This is a genomic window from Spirillospora sp. NPDC048819, assembly GCF_040650055.1.
Classification (GTDB): Bacteria; Actinomycetota; Actinomycetes; order Streptosporangiales; family Streptosporangiaceae; genus Spirillospora.
The window spans coordinates 14,249-40,734 of record NZ_JBEZGN010000057.1; the positions used below are offsets into that span (position 1 = coordinate 14,249).

Annotated in this window: 27 protein-coding genes and 2 pseudogenes; 18 read left to right on the forward strand and 11 right to left on the reverse strand. The window is 70.0% G+C overall.

All coding sequences use genetic code 11. The features are described 5' to 3' along the window. Positions 1–421: 421 nt before the first annotated feature. Complete coding sequence (gene otsB, locus AB0C35_RS42705; protein WP_358469222.1) at positions 422–1,243, reverse strand: trehalose-phosphatase; 822 nt, start codon at positions 1,241–1,243, stop codon at positions 422–424. Between the two features lie 85 nt (positions 1,244–1,328). Next, entirely contained in the window at positions 1,329–1,649 is a 321-nt protein-coding gene (locus AB0C35_RS42710; protein ID WP_358469225.1) for a DUF3263 domain-containing protein, read from the reverse strand. 349 nt (positions 1,650–1,998) lie between these two features. On the opposite strand from AB0C35_RS42710, the gene AB0C35_RS42715 reads away from it, so the two are divergent. Beyond that, complete coding sequence (locus AB0C35_RS42715) at positions 1,999–2,667, forward strand: MarR family transcriptional regulator (protein ID WP_358469228.1); 669 nt, start codon at positions 1,999–2,001, stop codon at positions 2,665–2,667. 37 nt (positions 2,668–2,704) lie between these two features. Here the strand turns inward: AB0C35_RS42715 and AB0C35_RS42720 are convergent, their stop codons facing one another. The 4 genes from AB0C35_RS42720 to AB0C35_RS42735 form a co-directional block, all read right to left on the reverse strand. Next, positions 2,705–2,995 carry a hypothetical protein gene (locus AB0C35_RS42720; RefSeq protein WP_358469231.1) on the reverse strand — a complete coding sequence of 97 codons (291 nt, stop codon included), beginning with the start codon at positions 2,993–2,995 and terminating at the stop codon, positions 2,705–2,707. A gap of 121 nt (positions 2,996–3,116) precedes the next feature. Beyond that, positions 3,117–5,405, reverse strand: coding sequence for a S8 family serine peptidase (locus tag AB0C35_RS42725; protein WP_358469234.1), 2,289 nt, complete (start codon positions 5,403–5,405; stop codon positions 3,117–3,119). A 309-nt stretch (positions 5,406–5,714) separates the two neighbouring features. Continuing rightward, positions 5,715–7,364, reverse strand: a complete 1,650-nt coding sequence (locus AB0C35_RS42730; protein ID WP_358469237.1) for a cation acetate symporter — start codon at positions 7,362–7,364, stop codon at positions 5,715–5,717. 14 nt (positions 7,365–7,378) lie between these two features. Further along, the gene (locus tag AB0C35_RS42735) at positions 7,379–7,714 is read right to left on the reverse strand and encodes a DUF485 domain-containing protein (protein ID WP_358469239.1); all 336 of its coding nucleotides are present in this window, start codon (positions 7,712–7,714) and stop codon (positions 7,379–7,381) included. A 189-nt stretch (positions 7,715–7,903) separates the two neighbouring features. On the opposite strand from AB0C35_RS42735, the gene AB0C35_RS42740 reads away from it, so the two are divergent. Both AB0C35_RS42740 and AB0C35_RS42745 read left to right on the forward strand, forming a co-directional pair. Continuing rightward, a complete protein-coding gene (locus tag AB0C35_RS42740; protein ID WP_358469242.1) occupies positions 7,904–9,043 on the forward strand; it encodes a hypothetical protein in 1,140 nt (379 codons plus the stop codon). Positions 9,044–9,048: 5 nt separating this feature from the next. Continuing rightward, positions 9,049–10,149, forward strand: coding sequence for a hypothetical protein (locus tag AB0C35_RS42745; protein WP_358469245.1), 1,101 nt, complete (start codon positions 9,049–9,051; stop codon positions 10,147–10,149). 97 nt (positions 10,150–10,246) lie between these two features. Here AB0C35_RS42745 and AB0C35_RS42750 read toward each other — a convergent pair whose 3' ends face one another. Next, positions 10,247–11,407 carry a transposase gene (locus tag AB0C35_RS42750; protein WP_358469248.1) on the reverse strand — a complete coding sequence of 387 codons (1,161 nt, stop codon included), beginning with the start codon at positions 11,405–11,407 and terminating at the stop codon, positions 10,247–10,249. A 23-nt stretch (positions 11,408–11,430) separates the two neighbouring features. On the opposite strand from AB0C35_RS42750, the gene tnpA reads away from it, so the two are divergent. The 4 genes from tnpA (at position 11,431) to AB0C35_RS42770 (ending at position 14,357) form a co-directional block, all read left to right on the forward strand. Next, a complete protein-coding gene (tnpA, locus tag AB0C35_RS42755) occupies positions 11,431–11,859 on the forward strand; it encodes an IS200/IS605 family transposase (RefSeq protein WP_358469250.1) in 429 nt (142 codons plus the stop codon). 177 nt (positions 11,860–12,036) lie between these two features. After that, the gene (locus tag AB0C35_RS42760; RefSeq protein ID WP_358469253.1) at positions 12,037–12,984 is read left to right on the forward strand and encodes an LLM class flavin-dependent oxidoreductase; all 948 of its coding nucleotides are present in this window, start codon (positions 12,037–12,039) and stop codon (positions 12,982–12,984) included. Continuing rightward, positions 12,981–13,661: an alpha/beta hydrolase family protein gene (locus AB0C35_RS42765; protein WP_358469256.1), complete on the forward strand. Its 681-nt coding sequence runs from the start codon at positions 12,981–12,983 to the stop codon at positions 13,659–13,661. Before AB0C35_RS42760 ends, AB0C35_RS42765 begins: the two co-directional genes overlap by 4 nt. Positions 13,662–13,670: 9 nt before the next feature. Next, complete coding sequence (locus AB0C35_RS42770) at positions 13,671–14,357, forward strand: winged helix-turn-helix transcriptional regulator (protein WP_358469258.1); 687 nt, start codon at positions 13,671–13,673, stop codon at positions 14,355–14,357. Between the two features lie 63 nt (positions 14,358–14,420). Here AB0C35_RS42770 and AB0C35_RS42775 read toward each other — a convergent pair whose 3' ends face one another. Both AB0C35_RS42775 and AB0C35_RS42780 read right to left on the reverse strand, forming a co-directional pair. Further along, positions 14,421–14,705, reverse strand: coding sequence for a GlsB/YeaQ/YmgE family stress response membrane protein (locus AB0C35_RS42775; protein ID WP_358469261.1), 285 nt, complete (start codon positions 14,703–14,705; stop codon positions 14,421–14,423). Between the two features lie 59 nt (positions 14,706–14,764). Further along, positions 14,765–15,439 (reverse strand): TetR/AcrR family transcriptional regulator, encoded by a 675-nt coding sequence (locus tag AB0C35_RS42780; protein WP_358469264.1) that lies wholly within the window; start codon positions 15,437–15,439, stop codon positions 14,765–14,767. 209 nt (positions 15,440–15,648) lie between these two features. On the opposite strand from AB0C35_RS42780, the gene AB0C35_RS42785 reads away from it, so the two are divergent. Beyond that, complete coding sequence (locus AB0C35_RS42785) at positions 15,649–16,833, forward strand: FAD-binding oxidoreductase (protein ID WP_358469267.1); 1,185 nt, start codon at positions 15,649–15,651, stop codon at positions 16,831–16,833. 16 nt (positions 16,834–16,849) lie between these two features. Then, on the forward strand, positions 16,850–18,313 hold the full coding sequence (locus AB0C35_RS42790; RefSeq protein ID WP_358469269.1) for a DHA2 family efflux MFS transporter permease subunit: 1,464 nt from the start codon (positions 16,850–16,852) through the stop codon (positions 18,311–18,313). Positions 18,314–18,372: 59 nt separating this feature from the next. Here AB0C35_RS42790 and AB0C35_RS42795 read toward each other — a convergent pair whose 3' ends face one another. Beyond that, positions 18,373–19,608 carry a cytochrome P450 gene (locus AB0C35_RS42795; protein ID WP_358469292.1) on the reverse strand — a complete coding sequence of 412 codons (1,236 nt, stop codon included), beginning with the start codon at positions 19,606–19,608 and terminating at the stop codon, positions 18,373–18,375. On the opposite strand from AB0C35_RS42795, the pseudogene AB0C35_RS42800 reads away from it, so the two are divergent. The 3 genes and pseudogenes from AB0C35_RS42800 to AB0C35_RS42810 form a co-directional block, all read left to right on the forward strand. After that, positions 19,489–20,232, forward strand: a pseudogene (locus AB0C35_RS42800) (hypothetical protein); the annotation flags it as partial. The gene AB0C35_RS42795 and the pseudogene AB0C35_RS42800 sit on opposite strands and share 120 nt — an antisense overlap. Positions 20,233–20,650: 418 nt before the next feature. After that, entirely contained in the window at positions 20,651–20,872 is a 222-nt protein-coding gene (locus AB0C35_RS42805; RefSeq protein ID WP_358469294.1) for a hypothetical protein, read from the forward strand. Positions 20,873–21,056: 184 nt separating this feature from the next. Further along, complete coding sequence (locus tag AB0C35_RS42810) at positions 21,057–21,488, forward strand: hypothetical protein (RefSeq protein ID WP_358469272.1); 432 nt, start codon at positions 21,057–21,059, stop codon at positions 21,486–21,488. 114 nt (positions 21,489–21,602) lie between these two features. Here the strand turns inward: AB0C35_RS42810 and AB0C35_RS42815 are convergent, their stop codons facing one another. Next, positions 21,603–22,358, reverse strand: a complete 756-nt coding sequence (locus tag AB0C35_RS42815; protein WP_358469275.1) for a hypothetical protein — start codon at positions 22,356–22,358, stop codon at positions 21,603–21,605. 444 nt (positions 22,359–22,802) lie between these two features. Here AB0C35_RS42815 and AB0C35_RS42820 point away from each other — a divergent pair. From AB0C35_RS42820 to AB0C35_RS42845, 6 genes and pseudogenes are all read left to right on the forward strand, one after another. Continuing rightward, positions 22,803–23,350: pseudogene (locus tag AB0C35_RS42820) on the forward strand (DUF2625 family protein). A 239-nt stretch (positions 23,351–23,589) separates the two neighbouring features. Continuing rightward, the gene (locus AB0C35_RS42825; RefSeq protein WP_358469277.1) at positions 23,590–24,168 is read left to right on the forward strand and encodes an SMI1/KNR4 family protein; all 579 of its coding nucleotides are present in this window, start codon (positions 23,590–23,592) and stop codon (positions 24,166–24,168) included. Positions 24,169–24,222: 54 nt separating this feature from the next. Beyond that, positions 24,223–24,453, forward strand: coding sequence for a hypothetical protein (locus tag AB0C35_RS42830; protein WP_358469280.1), 231 nt, complete (start codon positions 24,223–24,225; stop codon positions 24,451–24,453). A 244-nt stretch (positions 24,454–24,697) separates the two neighbouring features. Beyond that, positions 24,698–25,255, forward strand: a complete 558-nt coding sequence (locus tag AB0C35_RS42835; RefSeq protein WP_358469283.1) for a hypothetical protein — start codon at positions 24,698–24,700, stop codon at positions 25,253–25,255. Positions 25,256–25,650: 395 nt separating this feature from the next. After that, on the forward strand, positions 25,651–25,959 hold the full coding sequence (locus AB0C35_RS42840; protein ID WP_358469286.1) for a DUF6247 family protein: 309 nt from the start codon (positions 25,651–25,653) through the stop codon (positions 25,957–25,959). 73 nt (positions 25,960–26,032) lie between these two features. Further along, on the forward strand, positions 26,033–26,200 hold the full coding sequence (locus AB0C35_RS42845; RefSeq protein ID WP_358469289.1) for a hypothetical protein: 168 nt from the start codon (positions 26,033–26,035) through the stop codon (positions 26,198–26,200). Positions 26,201–26,486 lie beyond the last annotated feature (286 nt).

Sequence of the window (26,486 nt, forward strand, 5' to 3'; positions counted from 1 at the left end):
TCCCGCGCGGCGGACTCCCGCGCGGCGGGCTCAGGCGCGGCGGGACGTCCCTGGACGATGGGGCGGTTCGGGGCGCCAGGCGGTATCGGGGCACCCGACGGCGGTGTCCGGACACTCGGCGGCTCGGGCGCCGCGGGGTGGACCGGCAGCCCTTCCACGGGTGTCGCCCGGGGCGAAGGCTCACCCTGGGGAGGGGTGTGCCGGGGATCGCCCGGACGGCGTGGGAATCCCGGTTCCGTGTGCACCGTCTGGCCTCGCCTTTCGTAGCGCGGCCCCCCGAGAACCGCACCTTTGCCGCAATTCGCCACATCTTGCCGCACGTGGACGGGCGGCCCGCGGGCGGCTCCGGAAACGAGCGAGATCTGATAAACGCCGACGAGGAACTTGTCACCCGCCGACAGGTAACGGCAGCCCGTGCAGGTCAGGGGGACGGGTCGAGCAGCGTCCCGAGGAAGCCGACGACTCCGGACGGGCCGTCCACGACCACGTCCGCCCGCTCGGCCAGCGCCGTCACCTCGGTGGACCCGCTGCAGACGAGCACCCCCGGCACACCTTCCGCGCGCAGCGACTCCACGGCGTCGAACGCCGCCAGGTCACCGAGATCGTCTCCGGCGAACAGCACGGCCGACGGGCGCGCCGCGCGGCCGTCGATGAACGACCGCAGCGCCATCCCCTTGTCCATCCCGTGCGGCCGCAACTCCAGGACGAGCCGGCCGGGCTCCACCGTCAGCCCGGTACGTTCGGCGAGCGCGGCGAGGATGCTCCGCAGCCGCTCAAGCGCGACCTCCGGCTCGGCGCACCGGCGGGTGTGCACCGCCAGCGCCTGCCCCTTGTCCTCGACGAAGGTCTCCGGCGGCGCACCCGCGGCCGCCAGGACGTCCGGCAGCTTGGCGCGGGCCTCGGCGACACCAGGCGGCGGCTCGGGCACGGTCAGGACGCCGGACTCCCAGCGTTCCAGCCCGTACTGCCCGAGCACGACCAGGCCGTCGATGCCGTCGAGACCGCCGTACTCGACCGCCACCGCGGCGGGACGTCCCGTGACGATCACCACGGCGCCCACCAGCGGAGCCAGCCGCGCCAGCGCCGGGGCCGCGCCCGGATGCGCCCGCGCGGCGGCAGGGTCGTCGACGATCGGCGCGAGGGTGCCGTCGAAGTCGAAGCCGAGCACGGCCCCGGCCGGGGATTCGCGGATCGCGTCGAGGCCGGCGGCGCCGGCGGCCGTCACAGAGCGGGGAGAGTTCACCCGGCCAGTCAACCCTCTTCGTCCGGGGTGTCGCCAGGACCCACCCGGGGCGAGTCCACGGACGAAGACGGTGCGGCCGGTCGGGTCAGGGCCGGATGCCGAGGCGGCGGGCCGCGCGGCTGCGCTGCCGCTGCGACCGCATCCGGCGCAGGCGCTTGACGAGCATCGGGTCGCACTCGAGCGCCTCGGGTCGGTCGATCAGAATGTTGAGGAGCTGGTAGTACCGCGTCGCCGACATGTCGAACAGCTCGCGGATGGCCTGCTCCTTCGCTCCGGCGTACTTCCACCACTGCCGTTCGAAGGCGAGGATCCGGCGGTCACGCTCGGAGAGCTGGTCGGCGGGGAAGGCGGCGTCGTCCGCCCCGCCTTCTTCGGTCACGGGTTGCGGAACCGGGCCATCGTCCATGCTTCCGTCCTGTGGGGGGACGTCACCGCGGGGATCACCGGGGGCGTTCGCCGCTCGCATCAGGTCCCCTCTGTGGTTACTGATCCCGGGTCGTCCGGGTTCGGGCGGGTGTCATGTTACGCGTCCGCGCGGACAAGTTCCGGCGGTTCGCGGGTAACGGCGTCAGGCGGTTCAGTGCATCACATCCCCGTTCACCTGGGGATCTTCAACGCCGCGTGTCCCACCGGGACCGTCCGTCCCAGCAGCCCCCGAACGGGTGCGGATCGCGTTCGTTAGAGTCGGAATTCAGCACCCGTCCGGCGTGGCGTCCGAGCAGGCGGCGATGACAGCACGGAACGGAGACCTCTGCATGGCGACGGACACCTCCGCCACGAAACGGCCCGCCGGACGGAACACGGCCGACCGCGAACCCGCCGACCGCGAACCCACAGGGCATGAGCGGGCCGCGCCGGCTTCGTCTGACGAGCCCGCCTCCGACCCGGTCCTCGCCGACATCAGCGTGGCGCTGCTCCAGCTTCGCCGGGCCTGGGCGAAACCCGACCTCATGAAGCGGATCCGCGCGCAGACGCCCACCGAAACCGGCGGGCGGCCGCTGCAGATCTCGAACCTGATGGTGGTGAACGCCGTCGCCGCCCTCACCGCCGCCGGCGAGCCCGGCGGCGCGGACGAGCCGTCCTGCGAGGTCACCGTCGGCGCCGTCGCGGAACGGCTGGAGATCGACCCGTCCACCGCGAGCCGCCTCGTCGGGCACGCGATCGACGCCGGACTGCTGTCGCGGCGGCCTTCCCCCCTCGACGCGCGCCGCGCCAACCTCGGACTGACCGAGGCCGGACGACGTGTCAAGCAGGTCGCCGACCGGTTCCGCCGCGCCTACTTCGACGAGCTCATGTCCGGCTGGTCGGCGCGGGAGCGGACGGAGTTCGCCCGGCTCCTCACCCGCTTCGTCGACGCGGCCGGCCGGGCCCCGCGCTACGCGGACGGCATCGACAAGATCTTCGAGGAGGCCCGCGCCGACTAGCGCGGGCCTCCCCGTCCAGGCGGGCCGAGGCCCCGGGTCAGGTTCCGTTGCGGAGTGTGGAGATGCGCATCAGGTACTCGTCCTCGTCGATCTCGCCGCGGGCGAACCGCTCGGCGAGCACCGACTGGGCCTTGGCCATCGGGTCGGCCGCCGCCGCGGCCGCCGCGGCGCCGTTGTTCATCCGGCGGCGGATCAGGTAGAACGCCGTCGCCAGCACGGCCAGCCAGAACAGGCCGAAGGTGATCGGGAAGACCGGCCAGAACGCGGGGGCGTCCCCGCCGTCGTGCCAGTTGCCCAGGTTCATCTGCGTCGCCAACGTCGTCAACATGGTTCATCGACCTTCCTGTTGTTCGGATACGTCGATGCTCGGCGACGGGTACGGGGGCCCACATCGTCCGGCCGGAGACTCTCGCGCTACGCCCGGTGGAGTACCGCGGGCGGCGCGGCGTTCACCACCAGGGCGGCCGGTAGTCCTCGTCGTCGGAGGGCCCTGAGCGACGCGAATGCCGCCCGCGCGGCTCGTCGTCCGCCTGGTCCATCGGGGGGACGGGCCCGCGCGGCGGCTCGCCGTCGGCGGGATCGGGCGGGACGGCGGGCAGCGCGCCGGTCGGCCACTCGTCCACGGGCGGTACCGGAGGACCGGGCGGGGGCGGCGGCTGCGCCGGCGGCTCCGGAGGCACGGCGGGCAGCGGGGCCGTCAGGCCGATGTCCGGTGGTTCGTGCCCGTCGAGGGCGTTCCGCCGGAACGCCTCCCAGTCGTCGTCGTCCAAGCCGGACACGTCGTCTCCGGCGAGACCGTCGACTCCGGAACCGTTGAGGTCGGCGCCGTTGAGGTCGGTGTCGCCGGCGCCGTTCCCGTTGTCGTGGTGGCCGTTGCCGAAATCATGCCCGTTCGCCGGCTTGTGCCCGTTGGTGAAGCCGTATCCGTTGAGGTGGCCCTGCCCGTTGGCGTGGCCCCCGCTCCGGCCGTTCGCCGAGTACTCGCCGGGAACGAACGGACGCAGCTCGCTCGACATGATCGGCGGCTGGTGCGGAGCCGGCGGCGGGGGCTCGTCGCGGTCGGGCGGTGCCTCCGTGTCCCAGGAGGAGCCCCAGGACGAGGTGTCCATGGACGGCGTTTCCATGGACGGTGTCTCCATGGGCGGCTCGTCCATGGGCGTTCCGTCCCACGGTGAGCGCTCCCCGCCCGGGACGGCCGAGGGCGGGATGTCGTAAGGCGGGACGTCGAAAGGCGAAATTTCGAAAGGCGGAGCGTTCCCCGGCGGGACGGCGGGCGCGGGCGGCCCCTGGTAAACGTCGGTGCTCTGCCAGAGCGGCGCGTTCACGGGCGCGACCACGGGCGCCACGGCCGCGGAGCGCCGCGGCACGACCACCGCGGCGGCGGGGTGGCGCTGCGCGGGCGGGGCGGACGGCAGGCCGTAGTCGGGCACGGCATCGGTGTCGCCGGTGTCGTCCTCCGGGCGGCGCCGCTGCCGCCAGCCGAGCACGAGCCCGAGGACGACGAGCAGCCCGCCGCCGGCGAGGACCAGCGGGAGCAGCAGGTCCGAGCCCTCCCCCTGGACCTGCGCCACCGGTTCCGGCGACGGGGACGGCGGCGGCGCCTCCACCGGGCCGCTGGACGTTTTGTTGATCTTGTGGGCGGCGAAGAGCGTCAACAGCGCGTCCACCGTCCCCTGGCAGGTGGACGAGCCGGTCGGACGCCCGCGCCGCGCGGGCGACCCCTGGATCAGCGCCTCCCGGACCTCGGCCGGTGTCAGCCTCGGATACCGGGACCGGACGAGGGCGGCGACCCCGGCGACCATGGCCGACGAGGCGCTGGTGCCCGTCCCGACGACGTAGCCGTTGCTGGCGTCGGCGCTGACGATGTCCACGCCGGGTGCGCAGACGGCGGCGTGGGAGCGCCGGTTGCTGTCCTTCCAGAGGCGCAGTCGGCGGTCGAGCGCGCCGACGGCGATCACCCCGGGGTAGGCGGCGGGGAAGTTCTTGCGGTTGGCGCCCGAGCCGTCGTTGCCCGCGGAGGCGATCAGGACGACGCCCTTGTCGAGCGCGTACTTGATCGCGCTTTCCTGGGACTTGGTGCCGTTGTAGAACTGGCGTCCGCCGCCGAGGGACATGTTGATGATGTCGGCGCCGTGGTCGACGGCGTAGCGGATGCCCTGGGCGACGGCGTCGCGGTCGCTGCTCCCGCCCTGCCCGTTGTCGCGCCGCAGCGGATCGTCGTTCTCCAGCGTGACGCGGATGGACAGGATGTGGCTCTGCGGCGCGACGCCCATCATTCCCTGCGACAGCCTGGGCCCGTGGCCGTGGCCGGAGATGATGCTCGCCATCGACGTCCCGTGCAGGCCCCAGTAGCGGGTGCCGGGACTGCGCACTCCGCCGGTGAGGTCGGGCCCGGTGAGAACCTGTCCGGTGAGGTCGGGATGGTTCTTGTCTACGCCGGTGTCGAGGACCGCGACGGTGACGCCGCGTCCTTTGGAGTACTTCCACGCTTTCTGGGTGCGGAGCGCTTCCAGGTGCCATTCGCGGGCGCGGATCTGGTCGGTCGGGGCGTTGAGGAGGGCCCCCGCCGCCGCGCCGCGCACGGTCCGTTCCGGCTGCCGCCGGTCGCCGGTCGCGACGGCCACCGGCACGGCCACGGCGGCGCCGAGGGTGAGCACGGTGAGGGCCGCGGTCGTCCGGGCGCCGAGCCGGGTCGCCGGTCGGGTACGCGCTGGACGGCGTCGACCGGCTTCGGACACGCCGCCGCACCTCCCTCCCGGCAGACCGCCGCGCTCCACGACGGGTTGACATTCTGCCACGCGAACCGGCGTCGGCCCGGGCACTCGGCACATTAGGGCACGTCCGGGACAGCGGGAATCCTCCCCTTCACGCCGACCCGACCAGCCCTTCGATACCCGCCGGTAACCAGGGCGGGCACGAAATGTTAACCCTCCCACACCGGCACGTCACCACCCCCTGCGGGACGGCGGCGTCCCGCAGGGGGCGTCACTGGGTGCCCGCACCCGGTCAGTGGGAGCCCACACCGGGTCAGTGGGAGCCCGCACCGGTCAGTGGGAGCCCGCGCCCGTCAGTGCCCTGACCGACAGGTCGTCGTAGCGCTCCGGGTCTGGCTGTTCGCGTCCGAGGAGGGTCCCCGCGACGGCGCACGCGAACCCGATCGGGATCGAGACGATGCCGGGGTTCTCCAGCGGGAACACGTGGAAGTCGACGCCCGCGGGGAAGAGCGACAGGCTCTCGCCCGTCACCGGGTCGACCTTCCCGGACACGACCGGCGAGAACACCACCAGCACCAGCGAGCTGATCAGCCCGCCGTAGATGCCGGCGACGACCCCGCTGGAGGTGAACCGCCGCCAGAACAGCGACAGCACGATCGCCGGGAGGTTGGCCGCGGCCGCCATCGCGAACGCCAGCGCCACCAGGAACGCCACGTTCAGGTTCCGGGCGACGACCGCGAGGACGATGGCCAGCGAGCCGACGAGGAACGCCGCGAACCGGGCGACCCCCACCTCCTGGGACTCGCGCGGACGGCCGAACATCAGCACCTGGCCGAAGTAGTCGTGCGCCAGCGACGTGGACGAGGCGAGCACCAGCCCGGACACGACCGCGAGAATCGTCGCGAACGCCACCGCGCCGATGAACGCCAGCATGACGTCGCCGCCGAGGTGCCCGCCGACGTGCTCCCCGACCTCCCGCGCGAGCAGCGGGACCGCGGTGTTGCCGGACGGGTCCTGCTCGGCGATCGCCTGCCGTCCGACCAGGGCGGCCGCGCCGAAGCCCAGCGCCAGCGTCATCAGGTAGAAGACGCCGACGAGCCCGATCGCCCACGACACCGAGGTGCGGGCGGCGCGTCCGTCCGGGACGGCGAAGAAGCGGTTGACGATGTGCGGCAGGCCGGCCGTGCCGAGCACCAGCGCGGCGGCGAGGCTGATGAAGTCCAGCTTGTTGACGATCGTGTGGAAGGCGTCGCCGGGGACGTCCTGCCCGTATCGCAGGCCCGGCCGCAGGAACGCCTCGCCCCTCCCGCTGGCGTCGGCGGCCGACCCGAGCATGGCACTGACGTCGAAGCCGAACCTGCCGAGCACCATGACCGCCAGCACGGCGGAGCCCGCCATCAGCAGGGCGGACTTGATGATCTGCACCCAGGTGGTGGCCTTCATCCCGCCGAACGCGACGTAGCAGATCATGAGCGCGCCCACCGCGACGATCGTCACCGTCTTGGCGGTGCCCGCGGACATTCCGAGGAACCGCTCCCCGCTGTGGATGCCGAGCAGCAGCGACACCAGCGCCCCCGCCCCGACCATCTGCGCCAGCAGGTAGAACACCGACACGGTGACGGTGGACACGACCGCCGCCCGGCGCACGGGGGCCTGCTGCCGGACGCGCCGCGACAGCACGTCCGCCATCGTGAACCGGCCCGCGTTGCGCATCATCTCGACCAGCAGCAGCGCGAGCAGCCACGCCACCAGGAAGCCGATCGAGTACAGGAACCCGTCGTATCCGGACAGCGCGATGATCCCCGCGATGCCGAGGAAGGACGCCGCCGACATGTAGTCGCCCGCGAGCGCCACGCCGTTCTGCGCGCCGGAGAACGTCCGCCCGCCCGCGTAGAAGTCGTCGGTGCCGCGGGTGTTCATCCGCGCCCAGACCGTGATCCCGAGAGTGATCAGGATGAACGCGACGAAGAGCGAGAACGTCACCGCATGATGCTCGATCACCGCAGCTCACCGGCCAGCGGGTCGAGCCGCCGCCGCGCGTACGCCACGTACGTCCAGGCCAGCGCGAACGTCGAGACGAACTGCAGGAGACCGAGCAGGAGCGCGACGTTGACGTGCCCGGTCACCGTCCGCGCCATGAAGTCCCGGGCGAACGCGGACAGCCCGACATAGACGAAATACCACCCGAGAAACACCGTGCCGACGACCAGCGCGGCGCGCCGGTACCTCCACCTGAGCAGCCGGAACCGCTCGTAACCCGCTATTGGCGCGTACTGCCCTGAAGGTTCCGTTTCGCTCCGCCGGCGTCCCGTGACCTTCGAGTCCCCCACCATCTGGCCTCCCCTGGACCGGACATGACTCTCCGCATCTGCCTGATCGCTCTATGGGATCAAAGTTTCAATCTCCGCAACCCCCGTTTGGCGAGATCCAGAAGGAGAACGGCGCCCCTCCCGCCCCGGCGGCCGCAAAGGGCCGCGATCGACCCTAGGAAAATGCCAGCATTCAGTGGCATGGTTTCTCCCATGAGACGTCTACTGGCTGGTACGACCCTGTTCCTGTCCACGGTGTCGATCGCGGCGGCACCGGTCGTGACGGTGCCGATCGGCGCGGTGCCGGACACGCCCTCGTCCACCGCGGCCGCCGCACAGGCCGCGTCCGCGCGGGCGGCGGACGGGGAGTGGCGCCGGGTCGGACTGCCGTTCCTCTGGCCGAACGCGGGTCTCGCCGACATCGCGGCGGCCGGCCCCTCCGACGTGTGGGCGGCCGGCGCGCAAGGAGCCTTCTGCATCCCGCAGATCGCCTCGTGGGGCTGCTACGTGCAGAGCGACGGCAACCCCGTGGTCCGCCACTGGAACGGCTCCGCCTGGGAGGAGTTCTCGCTGCCCGGCTGGAACAGCCACGGTCCGATCACCTCGATCGGCACAGTAGCGTCCGACGACGTCTGGGTGTCCACGCCGCCGCACGTCGAGCCGGCGTACCTGGCGCACTTCGACGGCACCGCCTTCACCAGGATCGACCCGCCCGAGACCGGCATGCGGGTCGAGGTCCACGGGGGCGCCGCCGGCGCGTGGCTGTCGGCGACCGGCGGCGACGCGCCGCTCTATCGCTGGACGGGCGGCGCATGGCAGCCCGCCCAAGGCACCGGCCTCACCTACGTGGAGGACGTACGGGCACGGACGGCCACCGACGCGTGGGCCGTCGGCCGAGGAGCCGACGACCATGCCGCCGCGGCCCACTGGGACGGCGACTCCTGGACGCCGGTCGACTACCCGCGCGACGACCGCGGGCTGACCAAGGTGCTGCCGGTCTCCGCCACCGACGTCTGGGCCGCCGTGGACGGAGCCGAGTACGTCGTCCGCTGGAACGGTGCCACCTGGTCGCAGATCGACCTGCCCAGCGGGGTCAAGTGGGTCGAGCTGGCCGTGGACGGCGCGGGAACCGTATGGGTGGGCGGCCGGGAATGGATCAACGTCGACGGCTACGACAAGTGGCGGCCGGTGCTGCTGTCGTACGCCGGCGGCACCTGGCAGCGCACCGTCCTGTCCATGCCGTGGGGCGCGGACGAGATGACCGTCCACGGGCTGACCACGGTTCCCGGAACCGGTGCCCTCTGGCTGGCGGCCACGGCCTCGAACGGTCCCGTCGTCCTCACGAAGGACTGATCATCATGAAACGCGCGCTGGCCGTGCTGGCCCTCCTCGCCTCCGTCATGACCATGGCCGCTCCGGCCACCACCGCCCACGCCGCGGACGGGGAGTGGCGCCGGGTCGGACTGCCGTTCCTCTGGCCGAGCGCGGGCCTGGGCAACATCTCCGCGACCGGCCCGTCCGACGTATGGGTGGCGGGGGTGCAAGGGGCGTTCTGCATTCCCCAGATCGCCTCGTGGGGCTGCTCCCTGGAAAGCGACGGCAACCCGGTGGTCCGGCGCTGGAACGGCTCGGCCTGGGAGGAGTTCCCGCTGCACGGCTGGAGCGGCAACGGCCCGATGGAGACCGTCGCCGCGGCGGCGCCCGACGACGTCTGGGTTTCCTACTCGCTGAGTTTCATCGCGGACCCGCCGCGGTACCTCGCCCGTTTCGACGGCACCGGCTTCATCGAGGTCGACCCGCCCGAGGCCGGCACGGGGTTCGAGGTCGCGGCGAACGCCGCCGGCACATGGGTCATGACGCATGAGGGCGAAGCGCCGTTGTACCGCCGGGCGGGCGACGGCTGGCAGCCCGTCGCGGGCACCGGGCTCTCCCGCGTGATGGACATGGCGGCACGAACCTCCACCGACGCGTGGGCCGTGGGCCAGGGAGGACCCGACGGCCGCTCCGCCATCGCCCACTGGGACGGCCAGATCTGGCAGCCGGTCGACTTTCCGTACGACGGCCCCGCGCTGTACGACGTGCTGCCCGTCTCCGCAACCGACGTCTGGGCTGCCGAGACCGGAACCGGGCGCCTGGTCCGCTGGAACGGTTCCACCTGGTCACAAGTGACTCTGCCCGACGGGGTCGAGGGCGTCCACCTGGCTGTGGACGGTTCAGGAACCGTCTGGGCGGGCGGCGCCGAACGCGTCGTGGTCGACGGCTACCACCGCAGAAGGCCGGTCCTGCTGTCGTACGCCGGCGGAACCTGGCAGCGCACTCCCGTGTCCATGCCGTGGGGCGCGAACACGATGAGCATCAGCGACCTGACCACGGTTCCCGGCCACGGATCCATCTGGCTCACGGCCAACACCTCGACAGGCCCCGTCGTGTTGGCCAAGGAGTCAACTACTCGGCCCTGAAGGACCGAGCTTGTTAACTCAGTCCGGAAAGGCTTCGTTTATGCTCCCGACTGCCCGCTACGGCGGGGCGGTCACGGGTCACATCGCCGGTTCCCGCTCAGGCGGGGGCCGGTGGGGGCATGTTGACAAATACCCACGCCGAGCGTGCGCGGTCGCGCACGTTGACCCCGGCGACGTGGTCGGCCGGCCCAGCGAGGCCGCACCGACGACATTGGAAGTGGTCCCGGCTGCGGCGGTTGCCGCGCTCGGTGTGGCCGCAGCGCGGGCAGCGCTGCGAGGTATAGGCCGGATCCACCTCGATGAACGGCACACCGGCCCGCCTGGCCTTGTAGGCGATGAAGTTGCCGAGCTGGTGGAACGGCCAGGAGGACTGCCGTGCTCGCTGGTCGCGTCGAACCGTGACCCGCTCGCGGATGCCCTGGAGCTGTTCCAGGGCGATGCCGCGTTCGGTGCGTTGGGCGACAGCAACGACGGTCTTGGAGACCTTGTGGTTGGTGTGGGTGGCGTGCCGGGATTCGCGGCGGGCGCGCTTTTTGAGCAGTTGCGCGGCCGAGCGGGTCTTCTTGGCCTGGAGTTCGGCCTTCTTGCGGGCCTGCCGGCGCCGGTAGCGGTCCAGGCGCCGCCCGGAGTGGTTGTCGCCGTCGCTGGTGGTGGCGAGGTTGTTGATGCCCCGGTCCACCCCGATCCAGTCCTTCGGTTCGTACTGCTCGCCCTCGGGAATCTCGCATGTGGCGATCAGGAACCACTTGCCGTCCCGCAGCACCAGGTCCGATTCGCCCTGGCGGCATTCGGTGAGCTGCTTGAGCGCTGTGGGCGAGCAGGCGAAGCGGACGTTCTTCAGACGCCCGCCGGTCGTCCAGATGGATACGGTCTGGGCGTCGTAGTTCCACGACAGGCACCGGTCGTCGTAGGTGTGCGCGGCATCGGCGCGGAATATGATCGGCTTCGACTCCGCTTTGCGGCGTCGTCTGGAGCCCTCACCGCCCAGGTTCCCCGCCCGGATATTGGCCCGCACCGTGGTGTAGGCGTCCGCCACGCGTTTGATGACGTGCTGCGCGGCCTGCGCGCCCAGGCCGTCGGCCTTGAGGTCGCCGTAGGTCATCGACCGCAGGTCCTTGACCGATCCCTTGAGCCCGTGCGTCTCGAACGAGGCGGCCGATACCCGGTTCGCGCACTCGTTGACCGTGCGCAGGGTGCGCTCCAGTGCCGGGGCCTGTGCGGCGTCCGGCAGCAACTTGACCCGCACAACGATCTTCACGCCCGTGATCGTATCATTGGTCTATGTCACCTCGATGGGAGCCGGATCCCGATATCCGCAGGGGCCGCAGCGTCGTCTACACCCTGCATGCACACTTGGTCTTTACAGCGAAGTACCGGGGTGGACCGTTCACCGACGAGATCCTGCGCCGCTGCGAGGAGATCATGCGGGGCGTGTGCGGCGACTTCGGCGCCGAGCTGCGCGAGTTCAACGGCGAGACCGACCACGTGCATCTGCTCGTGCACTACCCGCCCAAGATCGCCCTGTCCCGGCTGGTCGGCTCGCTCAAGGGCGTGTCGGCCCGCAAGCTCCGCCAGGAGTTCCCCAGCCACATCCGCAAGTACCTGTGGGGCGACCACTTCTGGTCCCCGTCCTACTTCGCTGCGTCCTGCGGCGGCGCACCACTGTCGGTCATCGCCGAATACATCGAGAACCAGAAACGACCGGACTAGCTAGGCGGCGCTAGCGCGCCGCACACGAGGGAAGCGATTCCTCCCGGCCCTGAAGGGCCGGGGTTCCTCGCTAGAAAACTGCTGAACCGGACTCCAACTAATTTCCTGAATCTGAACTTCTTACTTCAAAAACAAGAAGTGATCCTCTAGAGTCGGACCCACCGATGAGGAGGGTCCATGGTGGAGACGCGGGTCGGCTATCTGCTGCCGACGCGGGAGCAGAGCCTGCTGGACGAGCACGATCCGGGACGGCTGGTCGAGCAGGCGCGGCGGGCCGAAGCGCTCGGGTTCGACTCGGTGTGGGCGGGTGACAGCCCCGTGACCCGGCCGCGCGCCGACCCGCTGCTGCTCCTGGCGGCCGCGGCGCACGTCACCGAGCGGGTCGAGCTCGGCACGGCGGTGCTGCTGCCCGCGCTGCGGCACCCGATCCTGCTGGCGCACCAGCTCGCCACCCTCGACCGGCTCGCGGACGGGCGGCTGATCGCCGGCATGGGCGCCGGATTCCCGAACCCCCGGACCGAGGCCCAGTTCGACGCGATCGGCGTGAGCTTCAAGCGCCGCGTGAGCCGCATGGAGGAGTCGATCGAGGCCATGCGGAAACTGTGGTCGGGCGCCGGCCCGGTCTCGTACCGGGGCGAGCATTTCGCGTTCGAGGACGTGACGCTCGCGCCGCCGCCCGCCCGTCCCGGAGGGCCGCCGATCTGGCTGGCGGGCGGGGGCGGGCCGGCGCTGCGGAGGGTGGCCCGCCTGGCCGACGGCTGGCTGCCCTACCCGCCCGAGGTGCGGACGTATGCGGAGGAACGGGACGTCATCCAGACGGCGGCGACCCGGCCCGTCACGCCCGCCCTCTACGCGACCGTCTGCCTGGACGAAGACGCCGAGCGCGCTCACCGGCGTCTGCGAACCAGCATCGAGCGCTACTACGACGCCCCGCTGGAGTTCATCCAGTCGATCCAGGCCACGTTCGCCGGCACGGCGGGCGAGGCCGCGAAGTGGTTGACGTCCTACGCCGAGGCCGGCGCACGGCATCTGGTGATCCGGCTGGCGACCGACGACCACGACGCCGGACTTGAGGCCTTCGCCGACCTCGTCCTGCCCCTTCTGCGACAGGAGCGCCCCGCATGACCACGTTCGTTCTCGTTCACGGCGCATGGCACGGCCCCTGGGCCTGGGAGAAGGTAACGCCGTTCCTTCACCGAGCCGGTGCGCACACCCTCGTCCCCAACCTGCGGGACGGTGACGTCGGCCTGCGCGAGCACGTCGAGGACGTCGTCACCGCACTCGGCACCGCACAAGACGACGTCGTGCTCGTCGGGCACAGCTACGCGGGCCTGGTCGTGAGGGAAGCGGCCGACCTGCGTCCCGATCGGGTGGCCCACATCGTGCTGGTGGACGGGTGGGCCGGGCCGGACGGCTCCGGCATGTTCACCCTGGCCCCCGACGCCTTCGTCCAGACGGTCCGGTCCTGGGCGGACGGAGCGCAGGTGCCCGCCCCTCCCCCGGCGGCGTTCGGCATCACCGACCCCGACGAGGCGGAACGGCTCCTCCCGCGCCTGCGCCACCAGCCGCTGCGCACCTTCACCGACACCACGCGCCTCGCCGGAGCCGTCGACCGGATTCCGGGAACGGCCGTCCACTGCCGTCCGCAGTCGTTTCCGTTCGACCGCTTCGGCAAGGCGCTCGGATACCGGACGCTCGGGCTGGACGGTCCGCACAACGTGATGGTCACCCATCCGGAACCTCTCGCCCGGCTGCTCCTGGACATCGCCGGGGACTTCGAGAACAAGAAGCCCGCGCCATAGAGTGATGTAGTGGACCAGCGGACGTACAACCAGTACTGCGCGACCGCGCGCACCCTCGACCTCGTCGGCGAACGCTGGACGCTGCTGCTGATCCGGGAGCTGCTCACCGGCCCCAAACGGTTCGGCGACCTGCAGGCCAGCCTGCGCGGCCTCGGCGCGGGCCTGCTGTCGGCGCGGCTGAAGCATCTGGAGCGCGAGGGCCTCGCCCGCAAGGTCACGTTGCCGGCGCCCGCCCGGACGCCCGCGTACGCGCTCACGGAGGCGGGCGAGGAACTGGGCCCGGCCGTCCTGGAAATCGCCCGGTGGGGGATGAAGTGGGCGCTCGGTGAACGGCGCGAGGGTGAGACCTTCCACCCGGGGTGGGCCGTCCTGGGGCTCAAGTCCTGCTTCGATCCCGAGGCGGCCGCCGGGCTGCGGGCCGTCTACGAGTTCCGCATCGGCGACGAGGTGCTCCACGCCCGCGTCGACGACGGCACGGTCGAGATGTCGCACGGCCCGGCGCAGCGTCCGGACGCCGTCGTCGAGATGGACGAGGACGCGCTCCTCGGCATGGCCGCGGGCCGGTCGGCACTCCGCGAACTGATCGACGGCGGGAGGGCCGCCGTGTCGGGCGACCGCGAGGTCCTGTCCAGGCTCGGCGACCTGTTCCGCCTCCCCGGCCCGCGCTCCCGGACCCCCGAACAGCCTCCCTCCTGACCGGCCGCGTTGCCGGCGGCGGCCGCGTTGCCGACGGCGCCCGCGATGCCGGCGGCGGGCCGGTCAGCGTTCGACGTTGCGGTGTTTGCGGCGCGCTCTGAGCGCGGCGACGATCGAAACGCCGAGCATGGCCAGGCCGACCTGGAACACCAACTCGATCCAGTCGATCCCGCGGGTGGTGTCGACGCCGACCGTCTGCGCGATCGCCGTCCCGATGAGCGCCGCCGCGATGCCGACGAGCACGGTCAGGATGATGCCGATCGGCTGGCGTCCCGGCAGCAGCAGCCGCCCCAGCGAACCGATGATCGCTCCGATGACGATCGCGGTGATGATCCCTGTGATGTTCATGCCCCTCGTGTGCCCAGAAAGGACACGCAGTCACATCGGCGCAGGTCGGCGGTGGACGGCTACGGGGCCGCGGTGTCCTGCCCGTCCCCGATCGACTGCAGGTCGTCGAACGTCAGAGAGGGGCCGCCGAGCGCCTGCGCCCGTCCGGCCGTGGCGCGCAGGCCGTCGATGAGCAGGTCGAGGTGGCGGTGCGCCAGGTCCTCGGTGAGTTCCCGGGGAAGCGGGCCGGGAAGGGGGCGCGACAGGCGCACGAGCAGCATCCCGATGTCGCCGTGTGTGACGTCCGGGCGCAGGTCACCCTCCTGCTGGGCGGACGCGACCAGGCCCTGCATGATGCCGACGCCCTCGTCGCGGACGGCCGCGATCTCCTCGTCCTCGAACGGGATCTCCTCCAGCAGCACGGGGAACACCGCGCCGATCCGGATGTCCAGGACACGGTGCATGTAGCGGGTCAGTGCGGCGAAGGCCGTCGGCTCCTCGTCGCGCGCCCGCGTGACCTCGTCCATCGTGCGCTGCAGGGCATCCAGCGCGACCGCCCTGGTCAGCGCCTTGCGGTCGGGAAAACGGCGGTACAGCGTGGCGATCCCGGTGCCGGCCCGCTTGGAGATCTCCTCGAGCGGGGCGCCCGGCCCCTGCTCGACGAAGACCTCCCCGGCGGCGGCGAGGATCCGGTTGCGGTTGTCGCGCGCGTCGGCCCGCAGCGGCGGCCGGGCGGCGTTCGGCTTCTGCCCCATGGCGTCAGCATAACAAGCATGTGGAGGAATATCCTCCGATTGATTTTTAGTCACGGATCTTGACTATCAATATCCGTGACTATAACGTCGACTCAGAAGACCTGGAGGGGGCGCTCCCCCGAGAAATCCAGAACTAAGTGGAGACAAATCCTCCGGTCAGTGTTACGGTCCGAGTAAGTGGAGAAAAAACCTCCGGAAGGAACAAGATCATGAACACCTCGTCCGCGACCCGAACGATCACCCCGCCCACCGGCCCGCTCACCCTCGAAGCCGAAGGCCCGGCCGACGTCCGGACCGCGATCCTCACCGCCCGCGACCGCGGCCTGCCGCTCACCGTCCAGGCCACCGGGCACGGCACCGTCGTCGCGCCGGACGAGGGCCTGCTCCTGAAGACCTCGCGGATGGCGCACGTGCTGGTCGACCCGTCCCGCCGGACCGCCCGCGTCGGCCCCGGCGCCCGCTGGAGCGACGTCATCGCCGCCGCCGCGCCCCTCGGGCTGGCCCCGCTGTCGGGCTCGCACGCGTCCGTCGGCGTCACCGGCTACACCCTCGGCGGCGGCGTCGGCTGGCTGTCCCGGCGGTACGGGTTCGCCGCCGACCACCTGCTGCGCGCCGGCGTCGTCACCGCCGACGGCCGTCACCTGACCGCCGACGCCGACCACCACGCCGACCTGTTCTGGGCACTGCGCGGCGGCGGCGGCAACTTCGGCGTTGTGACCTCACTGGAGTTCCGGCTCCACCCGGTCTCCACCGTCTACGCGGGCACCGCCCTGTTCCCCGCCGACCGCGCCGGCGACGTGCTCACCCTCTTCCGGGACGAGTCCGACGCCCGTCCCGACGAGCTGACCGTCTCGATCGTCGTGACCGACCACGACCGGTACGGGCGCGTCGTCGCCGTCCGCGGCGTCCACACCGGCGACCCGGACGACGCCCGGCGGGAACTGCGATCACTCTGGGAGGCCGCCGGCCCGCCGCTGCACGAGGACTTCCGGACGATGCCGTACGCCGAGACCGAGTCGCTCGGCGGCATCCCGCCCCTCCAGTTCGACCTGTTCGCCGACCTGCCCGACCCGCTGATCGCGGCCATCGCCGGCAGCGACGCGTCCGCCGTCGAGATTCGGCACTGGGGCGGCGCGATGGCCCGTCCCGCCGCGGACGCCGGCCCCGTCGGACACCGCGACGTGCCCTTCTCGATCACCGTCAACGGCTCCGCCGAGACCGCGGCGCCGCTGGCGGCGTACTCGACCGGCGGCTCGTTCCTGAACTTCCTGCACGACCCGTCCAGGACGGCCGCCGCCTACACCCCCGACAACCACCGGCGGCTCCGCGAGATCAAGCGGGCCTACGACCCCCAGAACGTGTTCCACCGCAACCACAACATCAAGCCCGCCTGAATGCGAGGAAACCGAAATGACCACGCTCACCGCACCCGGTTCACCACCCGCCACCGCACCGGCCCTCGACCGAAGACTCATCGCGATCGGCTCGGTCGTGGTGCTCGGCACGATCATGTCGATCATCGACGCGACCGCCGTCAACGTCGCCACCCGCACCCTCGCCGAGGAGTTCGGCTCCTCGATCCGCACCGTCCAATGGGTCCTGACCGGTTACATGCTGGGCCTCGCCGGCGTCATCCCGATCAGCGGCTGGGCCACCGAGCGGTTCGGGGCCCGCCGCGTGTGGATCACCGCGCTGCTGCTGTTCGTCGCCGGCTCCGCCCTCGCCGGCCTCGCCTGGTCGATGCCCAGCCTCATCCTGTTCCGCGTCGTGCAGGGCGTCGGCGGAGGACTGATCGTCCCGGTCGCGCAGACGATCCTCGCGCAGGCCGCCGGCCCCGACCGGATGGGCCGCGTCATGGGCTTCATCGGGCTGCCCATGCTGCTCGGCTCCGTCGCCGGCCCGATCGTCGGCGGCCTGATCATCTCGACCGCCGGCTGGCGCTGGATCTTCCTCGTCAACCTGCCCCTGGGCCTGATCGCCGTCGTGGCCGCGCTGCGCCTGCTGCCGCGCTCCGCTTCGCGTCCGACGTCACTGGACGTCCGCGGCCTGGTCCTGCTGTGCGCCGGGGTGACGGTGTTCGCCTACGGCACCGCCGAAGCGGGACGTCCCGGCGCCCTGGACTCGCCCCGCACCTGGGCCGTCATCGGCACGGCGGCCGTCCTCATCGGCCTCTACGTCCTGCACGCCCGCACCCGTCCGGCCCTGATCGACATCTCCCTGTTCCGCAACCGCGGCTTCACCGCCGCCGTGCTCACCAACGTCGTCGTCGCCATCGCGCTGTTCGGCGTTCTCGTCCTCCTCCCGTTGTACTGGCAGATCGTCCGCGGCCACGGCCCGCTCGCCACCGGCCTCCTCCTCGCCCCCCAGGCGCTGGGCGCCGCGGTCGCCATGCCGCTGGCCGGACGCGTCACCGACCGGGTCGGCGCCGGCGTGGTCGTCCCCGCCGGGATCGTCATGGGCCTCATCGGCACCGCCGCCTACACCCAGATCCACGCCGCCACCTCACCCGTCCTCCTCGCCGCGGCCCTCTTCGTCATCGGCCTCGGCCTGGGCGCGACGATCATGCCGTCCCTGGCCGCCGCCTACCAGGCGCTGCCGGGACATCTGATCCCGCGGGCGACCAGCGCCATGAACACGCTCCAGCGCATGGGCGCCTCCGTCGGAACCACGGCCCTGGCCGTGATCCTGCAACGCGAGATCACCGCCCAATCGCCCGCGCTCGGTCACGCGGCGCTCGCCCCGATGCCCGACGAGACCCGCGTTCAGGTGGCGCCGCTCCTGGCCACGGCCTTCGGGCATACGTTCTGGATCGCGCTGGCCATCGGCGTCCTCGCCCTCGTCCCCGCCCTGATGCTTCCCCGTCAGAGGGCGTGACGTCACCCGCCGAGCCCGGGGCCGCGACTCCGTGGCCCCGGGCAGGCTTGTCCCGCGGACTATCTGCGTGACACCCGCATCGGGACGGGCCCGGCCGGCCGCAACGTGATCTCGGCCCGTCCGCGCACGGGCACCCCCGGGGCCAGATCGAGCCGGTGAGTGCGGCTGACGGCCGCCAGCACCAGGATCGCCTCCAGCATCGCGAATCCGGCCCCGACACAGATGCGCCGGCCACCCCCGAACGGCAGATACGCGTAGCGGGGACGCTGCTGCTCACCCATGAACCGCTCCGGCTGGAAACCCTCCGGATTGGGCCAGATCTCCGTGTTCCGATGCAGCAGATACGGCGGGACGGCGATCGTCGAACCCGCGGGGACCCGTACCCCCGCGATGTCGTCCTCGTCGACGGCGTCGCGCTCAATGGTCCATGCCGGCGGATAGATCCGCATGGCCTCGGAGAGGACGGCGCGCGTCCAAGGCAGCCGGTCCACGTCGCCGGCCTGCGGATCCCTCCCGCCGAGCACCTCGTCCACCTCGTTCTCCAGCCGCTCACGCGCCGCCGGATACCGCGAAAGCAGCACGAAGGTCCACGCCAGCGAAGCCGCCGTCGTCTCATGCCCGGCCAGCAACAGCGTCAGAACCTCATCCCGCAATTCGGCCTCGGAGAACTCACCGCCCTCCTTGAGCAGATGCAGAAGCTCCCCACCGGACGACCCCCGGACGACCCGCTGCACCAGGTCGTCCAGCTGGCCGATCGCTGCGCCCAGCCCGGGCACACGCTGATACACCCCGCGTCTCGCGGTCGCCCCCGGCAGGAAAGTCCCCACGACCGCGCCCCGCTGCAGCGCCTCAAGGGAACGCCCCGTCCGCCCGGCCTCCCCGGCGAGCTCGCTGCCGAACAGCGCCCGTCCCACGATGTCCAGCGTCAGCCGCCGCAGCTCACCCGCCGCGTCCAGCACCACCCCGTCGGGCCACCGCCCGACCGCCGCAACGGCCGTCTCGACGATCTGCGGCGCGAACCCGACGACGTGCCGCTGCGCGAACACCGGCTGCACCACCCGCCGATGCCGCCGCCACGTCTCCCCCTCGCTGGTCAGCAGCCCTTCCCCGATGACCGCCCGCAGCGGCCGATACGTAAACGCCTTCACATAGTTGTCCTGGTTCGCCACCAGCACATGCTCGGCGTGCTCGGGCCGCGAAAGCACATAAAGAGCCCGCCCCACGCCGAACGGCACCCGCACCACATCCCCGTAACGCCGCCCGAGCGCCCCATACGTCTCCAGCGGATTCCGCATCATCCGCAACCACCACCGGGCGGCCTCCGCAGCACCCGGCCCGGCAACACTTCCACCCGACACCAACGCCATACCTCCACCGTAAACCCGCCCCGATCCGGAGCGGGGCCACGTCCGGCCAGAAGGCTCCGGCCCCGACTCCAATCTGATCAAGATTGCCGCGTGGAAATAGCCGAACTCATCCTGAACTACATCAGGGCCCTCATATGGCCGCTACTGATCATCTCCGTCCTGGTGCACTACCGCCACCATGTGAGCGACCTGATCAGACGAACCCGCAGCCTGGACACCCCGGCCGGAACAATTCAGTTCTCCGCCGCCAGAGACCTCCTCGACGAGGCGGCGAGCAAAAGCGACGAGCCCGCGACACCCGAAACCCGCCGCGGCGTCCTCCGCCGCCTGGACCACGCGGCCGAATACCTGACCGACGGCCGCATCCTCTGGGTGGACGACAACCCGAGCTACAATTCAAGCCTCATCCGCCTCTTCCGCAAATTCGGCATGGACGTGGAAACGGCACTTTCCACTGAAGAGGCTCTGGCCGAACTCCGGGCCCACTCCTACGACATACTCCTGACCGACATGCGCCGCGGCAACGACCCGGAGGCCGGCAACACCCTCCTCCGGGAACTCACCCGCCTGGACAACGAAGTCCCCGTCATCGTCCACTCCACCCCGTCCCGCACCGAGAAAGGCGTGAACCCCCGAGCCTTCGCCGCCACCTCCTCCACCGACGAGGTCGTCCACTACGTAATAGACCTAATGGAACGAATAAACTTACCTGACAATGGCGTCCGGGCGACACCAGGGCCCCGTCCACGAGATTCCGCCACACGCCGGACCTCGTCCATGGCGAACGCCCGCCACCGCCCCATAAGCTCACTGGCCATGATCCCCCCAGCCGGACGGTGGCTCGCCATCCTCTCCATCGCTCTGCCGCCGTTCACCGGTGCGGCCGCCTGCAGCGGCCCGGCGTCCCATCACACGAACGCCGAAACCGACTGCCCACAACAGGCCGGAAACGCCGCACCCCCCATGCACCGTGACATTCGAACGAGCAGAAGAGGCCAGCGCCTCCGCCTTCGGCACCCGCATCGATCTGGTGTCCGCCACCACCGATTCTGTCGAACTCAGAGTCGCCGGAATCCCCTTCACCGTGGCCAAGGGCGAAACCGGGAGCCAGGAGGCCAACCTGAACATCACCATCAAGTCCATCACCGCCAACAAGATCGTCCTGAAGATCGGCGATGTATCAGGCGTCTGACCATGCAAAACCCTATCGGCCAACATTGATGCTGCGATCCTTCAAGCCCGGCAGCCGCAGCGAGAGCGGCACGCGAACGCATGCCACCCTGAAGGTTGCGGGCCTCGCTCCGGGGGCGCCATGCTCCGCAGGATACAATACGCCCCTGATGATCACCCAAGATAGTTGAGGAGGAAGGCGGTCCATGAGGAGCAGAAGCCCCCAGGAAAAGAAGCAGCTAAGTTATGCCAAGGACCGCCGCAACGCCTACGCGGAGAACGATAAGAGTTCCAGGAACGCGGTACGGCTGAACAAGCGCTTTCCCAATCGAGCCAACCGCCACCGCCTTAATCAGCTTCTTCAGGAAGCCGCTGGCCGTCCCGACATCGTGAAGGCGGTCGAGGTTGAGGAGCGTCTGACGCGTCGTCGGCCGAAGATGTGGCGCAAGGAGCCCGACCTAGCGCTGGGAGATTGGGTCGAAAGCAGATTGCAGCGGCGTATCCGCCTGGAGGACGACGGACGGGCCGATGAACAACGTCCTGCCCGCGTCCGGCGGCGCCGCAGCCGGCGAGCCAAGCTCCGCACCCTCCCCACGGCACGTGTCGCGACCAAGGGCACTGTAGAGCGGAGTTGGTAGTACGTTGCTCCCGGCGCAGAGTCGGGAATCACGACGAGATTCCGGCATCACCCCGGCTTTGGACTCGCTCCACCGGCCTGGCGTGTCGGCCGTCGCTTCCAGAATTGGCACTGCTCAAGGACGGTCGATTTCGATCAGTGAGCCGTCAGCGGCGTACGTGAAGCGTCGTGGCAGCCCCATGGCCTGGACGGCCTCATTGATGGCGGCATCGTGTTCGGAAACCTCGTCTGGGTTGGATGGATCGGTGAGCTGGAATCCGAGGAGGCCGACATCGTACGGATCGACGTCGTCCGGCTCGGGCGCGCCCTCCAGGATGAAGCCCAATAGCGCACGCAGCGCGTCTTCGCCGAGTTCCAGAGGATGGAACGCCAGTGGGTACGGCTCGTCCGACCAGACAGGATTGTGCGGGACCGGATGTTCCCCGGCCCAGTAGGCCGCTTCGAATGGAAACGGCTCGCCGATGTTCTCCATGACCCCGCTGTCAGGAGACAGGCTGAGTGAACGGATCAACTGTCCGTCCTCCCATACGGCGAAGGCCAGCCCGTCGACGACGCTGTGCATCGCGTGCAGGACCAATCTGCGCCCCCTGCTCGCCTCGACCAGATGAGCCGCGAGTTGCGAGGGACGGTCGATCATCACCCGCCGGTCGCAGACGATGTCGACTCCCGGAAGGCTCGTGGCGTAGGTCGTCCCATAGGGCGGGTAACAACCGTCGCCGAGAGATGACGGTTCGGCCTCTCGGACTGTCCAACCGGGATAAAGTCGCTCGATCAGGACCGCGGTCTGCTCCGGGTCCGGTGCCGGTGCAGCACGAAGGGCCTCACTGACATCCCTTTCGGCGTATGCCAGCAGCCCAGTCTTGGCTCCCATGCCTGCCCCTTCCCAAGTCTGCAACGGCGGGGAGCGTATCGGCCCACTGGGACAGTCTCAGCATTGCTGAAGTGGTTGCGCCCGAAACCAGCCCCCGGGCATACGCTCCGAACGAAGAAGTCGAGGCGAACCAGTCCGCTTTCCAGGCGGCAACGACACGTCGACCAAGGTCAGACGGCCCCTACCTACACCCGTGGTGACCGCCGTATACCGACATGCCTGCCGTCACCTCCGGCCCACCGACCTCTGCGCTTCAAACCGCCGAACGTGGCGTTCGCGCTGTCCGACGCATCCGGGGTTCTGCTTGCCCTTCCGTCGGCCTCACGACCATCCTCGGCCCGCATTCGGCACGTGTTCCGCGCCGCCTGAAAGACTGGAGGTGTGAACGGTTCAGCGTGGGACGAGGTTCTTGCCGCCGTCCAGGCGGCGCCCTATCCGGTCGAGATGCTGGCCCCGGTCGCCGAGCGCGCAGAGGTCTGCTTGGCGGAGCTGGGAATCACGACGAGATCGTGGCTCGGGGCCGTCGTCGCCCACACCGGCGGGATCCGCGTAGATCACGGCTGGCTGCGAGTACTCGGCAGTGGCGGAGGCGGCCTGCCCGACATCATGGACAAGGCCGATCACGCGTCGCGCTGGCTCGTGGTGGGTTACGACATACTCGGCGGTCAGTTCGCTTGGGTTCCAGCCGAGCCCGGGGCACCGCCCACAGTCCACTACTTCGGCCCGACGATCTGGGCTGGCTGGACCTGGAGCAGGGGTACGCCGATTGGCTGTACGCCGTGCTCGCCGGCTCCTTGACGCAGTTCTACGACACCCTGCGCTGGCCCGGCTGGAAGACCGAAGTGGAGGCACTCAGGCTGGACGAAGGCATCCACGCTTGGCCGCCACCGTCGACCGAGGAGGGCAAAGACCTATCCGAGGTCTCGCGAAAAGCCGTACCCATGGCAGAACTCGTCTCCTTCCACCACGAGATGGCACGGCAACTGGGCTAAGCCACCAACAACCACCACGGGCTGAGCCGGGAGCTGACAATTACGAGTCTTCCGAAGAACCACGCCGGTCCACAGGCATCCCCCGACCTGCCCGGCACGACCCTCAGAAGCCCGGCCGACTGAGTTGGCAGCGCCCGTATTAGCCCAAGATCGCTTGTCCAACGCCAACCGGTCAACCGGCTCTCCCTTGGCCATAACAATGCGGCTCTGCGTCGGGGCCGAGTGCCATCATGGGCGGCGTGACAGATCAAGACGTGCTGCTGAGCCAAGTCGCCGCCCGCGCGATGCAGGAGTCCGGTGGCGCGATCTGCTGCGCCACAGGCGAACAGATCATAGAAGCTGAAACGCTGCTCGGGTTCTCGGTGCCTCCCCTGCTGTCACGGCTCTACCAGGAAGTCGGCAACGGCGGATTTGGACCCGACTATCAACTACTACAGCTGATCGCTCCAGAAGGCCGCACCGCTGTCAGCACCTACCACGCGGAGCGAACGCCCCGACGGTGGCCGGAGGGGGTACTTCCGATCCTCGACTGGGGCTGCGCCATGTACGCGGCAGTCGATTGCACCGACCCTCAAGCACCCGTCCTGCTCTTCGAACCCAACGCCGTAGACGACGACTGGAGCAACGCATGGTTCGAGGACGCCGTCAGCCTCTCTGATTGGCTGCACACCTGGCTTTCCGGGACAGGGTGGTACACGGAAGAGATCATGATGAGTGATGACTTCTCAGAGCCGCGACCATGGCCCCAAGTCAAGCAGCGCCTGAGCCGGGAGCAGGCCCCTGACCTCGACACTCATCGTGAGCGGCCGTCGGCCTAGAACCCGCATTCTCAGGATGGACCCGGCCGACATCGCCCACATCCCGGGACGATCGTGATCGATACGCCGAAGACCTGGGCCGGGGAGCGCACTGTGTCGCTGGACTTCGGCACCGCCGAACTGATTCCCGCGCATCTGCGCATGATCTGGCGGGAGAGGTTCGCGGCCGAGGAGGCGTATCAGGATCATGGGCTGCTGTTCTGCCGGGAGGACGGCACCCCGTACGCCCCGACTTCGTCTCGAAGCATTTCCGGTGGCTGGCCGCCGAGGCGGACCCGCCGCTGATCCGGTTGCATAAGGCGCGGCACACGGCGGCGACGCTCGCGCTCGAGGCTGACCGGAAGATCGTGTCGACTCAGCGGGGCATTCGACGGTGCGGATCACGGAGGACCTGTACACGCGTGTGCGGCAGGCGGTGCATGATGAGGCGCCGAGACGCTGCTTCGTCTGCTGCCCGAGCAGGGGAAGGCCGATCGGGCTGGCATGTCACCATGAGGGCCGCGCGAGCGCCTGAGAGGCAGGAGAGGTCATGCAGAAAATACCGACGGTCTTCGTTCGCGACTGGGAGAACAACCCCAAGTACGTCACCAGCGAGCCGCATCCGGACTGTGCCTGGGTGCTGGACGGTGAGGGGGTCGCCACGCGCAAGTACGACGGCACCTGCGTGATGTACGACGGCGAGCGCTGGTGGGCCCGCCGGGAGGTCAAGGAAGGCAAGCAGTTCCCGCCCGGATTCATGGCCCTGGCCGCCGACGCGGACACCGGCAAGACGGTCGGGTGGGAGCCTGTGGAGCAGTCGGGCTTCGCCAAGTTCCACGCTGAGGCTGTCGCGGTGGCGGGTGAGTGGGTGCAGGGGACGTACGAGTTGTGCGGCCCGAAGATCAACAAGAATCCTGAGCGGCAAGAAGCGCACGTGCTCATCGAGCATGAGTCCGCCGAACGCATCCCCGGTTTCCCGCTCACCTTTGCCGGCATCCGGGATGCCGTGCTGCGGCTGGCCAAGGATGACGGCGTTGAGGGGATCGTGTGGCATCACCCGGATGGCCGCATGGCGAAGATCAAAGCGCGCGATTTCGATGGGTCGTGAGGCGCGGTCGTGACGCGGTGGGCACTTTTGGCTCCCCGGATTCGGGGGTTTGAAGAAGGCCCCTGCTCAAGATCGCAACAGGGGCCTGACCTGGTCGAGCCGGCGGAGGGGACTTGAACCCCTAACCTTCTGTTTACAAGAAACCGGCCACCCCGACTCGACTGACTTCCCCCCAGGTCAGACGGTGTGTGCCCGGTGGTCGACGTAAGCCACCGTGCGGCCCTGTTGCGGTACTTCCGTGCTGTACTTCAGACCCCATGGCTCAGACCGACGATGACCGCCCCTCGGTGGCGCCACCACCCCGAACGCTCGGCCGCGCCCTCCACCGGACGGCAAGCCCCGTAGACTCATGATGACGGCTGGCAAGGGACAGAGAGTTCTGAGGAGGGGGCGTCATGACGGCTGAACCGCTCAATCACGATCATGGCCCGCTCGACCCCGAAGACATCCTCCGCCGGCTACCCCATGACGAGCGGGACCGGTTCATCCGGGACTACCGCAGCGCCCTCGACGCCGCACACGAGCTCTGGCGCTACCGCCAGCTCCAAGAGGTCCTCCGCCTCTGGGACATGCGGGCCGTCGCCTACGCCCGTCCCGACTTCGCAGAACGTGCAGAGCAAGCACGCGCGGGTGACCCGGCCGTCTTCACGTCCGCAGAAGAAGCGATCCCAGGATGGTCCGAGCGCACGGACGGCGCTCGTTGAACCACCGCGTCGAGCTGCACGCAACCGCACTCGCCCAGATCGCCGGCCTGTCACCGAAGCCTTCGACGCCCTGGTGACCTCCCTCGCCGACGTCGCCGAACGCCCTTGGGACGCCATGGCCCTCTACAACGACGAGCCCGAATACCGCCAAGTCATCTTCGGCACCCACGGCCTGGTCTCCTTCTACGTCGACGACACAGCCGAGATCATCCGCGTCTTCGACATCACCTGGACCGGCTAACACCAGGACGAACCTCGGCACGCTGAGCAGCGGCTTTACAGTCCCCCCGCCAAACTCCGCTGGCCTGCACCCTCTTGAGCGTAGGACAGACCTCGACACGCATTCGGCACGGCGGTCCTCCGGGCGGCGCTCCGGCTAGCCGACCCCACTGGCCTCCCGAGCCGTTACCTGACGATGGAATTCGTTGAGTGCGGTAGGTGTCAAGTCAAATGGGACAGGGGCCAGTGATCGTTAGGCGGCTTGTTTCTCCTGGTCAGAGCTGATCGGGTCGGTGGTTTCTTCGTCG

Excerpts from the sequence above, each read along its gene's own strand:
- AB0C35_RS42710 (WP_358469225.1), bottom strand. The coding sequence starts at position 1,649 with ATGGACGATGGCCCGGTTCCGCAACCCGTGACCGAAGAAGGCGGGGCG.
- AB0C35_RS42715 (WP_358469228.1), top strand. The coding sequence starts at position 1,999 with ATGGCGACGGACACCTCCGCCACGAAACGGCCCGCCGGACGGAACACG.
- AB0C35_RS42720 (WP_358469231.1), bottom strand. The coding sequence starts at position 2,995 with ATGTTGACGACGTTGGCGACGCAGATGAACCTGGGCAACTGGCACGAC.
- AB0C35_RS42735 (WP_358469239.1), bottom strand. The coding sequence starts at position 7,714 with ATGGTGGGGGACTCGAAGGTCACGGGACGCCGGCGGAGCGAAACGGAA.
- AB0C35_RS42740 (WP_358469242.1), top strand. The coding sequence starts at position 7,904 with ATGAGACGTCTACTGGCTGGTACGACCCTGTTCCTGTCCACGGTGTCG.
- AB0C35_RS42745 (WP_358469245.1), top strand. The coding sequence starts at position 9,049 with ATGAAACGCGCGCTGGCCGTGCTGGCCCTCCTCGCCTCCGTCATGACC.
- tnpA (WP_358469250.1), top strand. The coding sequence starts at position 11,431 with ATGTCACCTCGATGGGAGCCGGATCCCGATATCCGCAGGGGCCGCAGC.
- AB0C35_RS42760 (WP_358469253.1), top strand. The coding sequence starts at position 12,037 with ATGGTGGAGACGCGGGTCGGCTATCTGCTGCCGACGCGGGAGCAGAGC.
- AB0C35_RS42765 (WP_358469256.1), top strand. The coding sequence starts at position 12,981 with ATGACCACGTTCGTTCTCGTTCACGGCGCATGGCACGGCCCCTGGGCC.
- AB0C35_RS42775 (WP_358469261.1), bottom strand. The coding sequence starts at position 14,705 with ATGAACATCACAGGGATCATCACCGCGATCGTCATCGGAGCGATCATC.
- AB0C35_RS42780 (WP_358469264.1), bottom strand. The coding sequence starts at position 15,439 with ATGGGGCAGAAGCCGAACGCCGCCCGGCCGCCGCTGCGGGCCGACGCG.
- AB0C35_RS42785 (WP_358469267.1), top strand. The coding sequence starts at position 15,649 with ATGAACACCTCGTCCGCGACCCGAACGATCACCCCGCCCACCGGCCCG.
- AB0C35_RS42790 (WP_358469269.1), top strand. The coding sequence starts at position 16,850 with ATGACCACGCTCACCGCACCCGGTTCACCACCCGCCACCGCACCGGCC.
- AB0C35_RS42795 (WP_358469292.1), bottom strand. The coding sequence starts at position 19,608 with ATGCGGAATCCGCTGGAGACGTATGGGGCGCTCGGGCGGCGTTACGGG.
- AB0C35_RS42810 (WP_358469272.1), top strand. The coding sequence starts at position 21,057 with ATGAGGAGCAGAAGCCCCCAGGAAAAGAAGCAGCTAAGTTATGCCAAG.
- AB0C35_RS42815 (WP_358469275.1), bottom strand. The coding sequence starts at position 22,358 with ATGGGAGCCAAGACTGGGCTGCTGGCATACGCCGAAAGGGATGTCAGT.
- AB0C35_RS42835 (WP_358469283.1), top strand. The coding sequence starts at position 24,698 with ATGCAGAAAATACCGACGGTCTTCGTTCGCGACTGGGAGAACAACCCC.
- AB0C35_RS42840 (WP_358469286.1), top strand. The coding sequence starts at position 25,651 with ATGACGGCTGAACCGCTCAATCACGATCATGGCCCGCTCGACCCCGAA.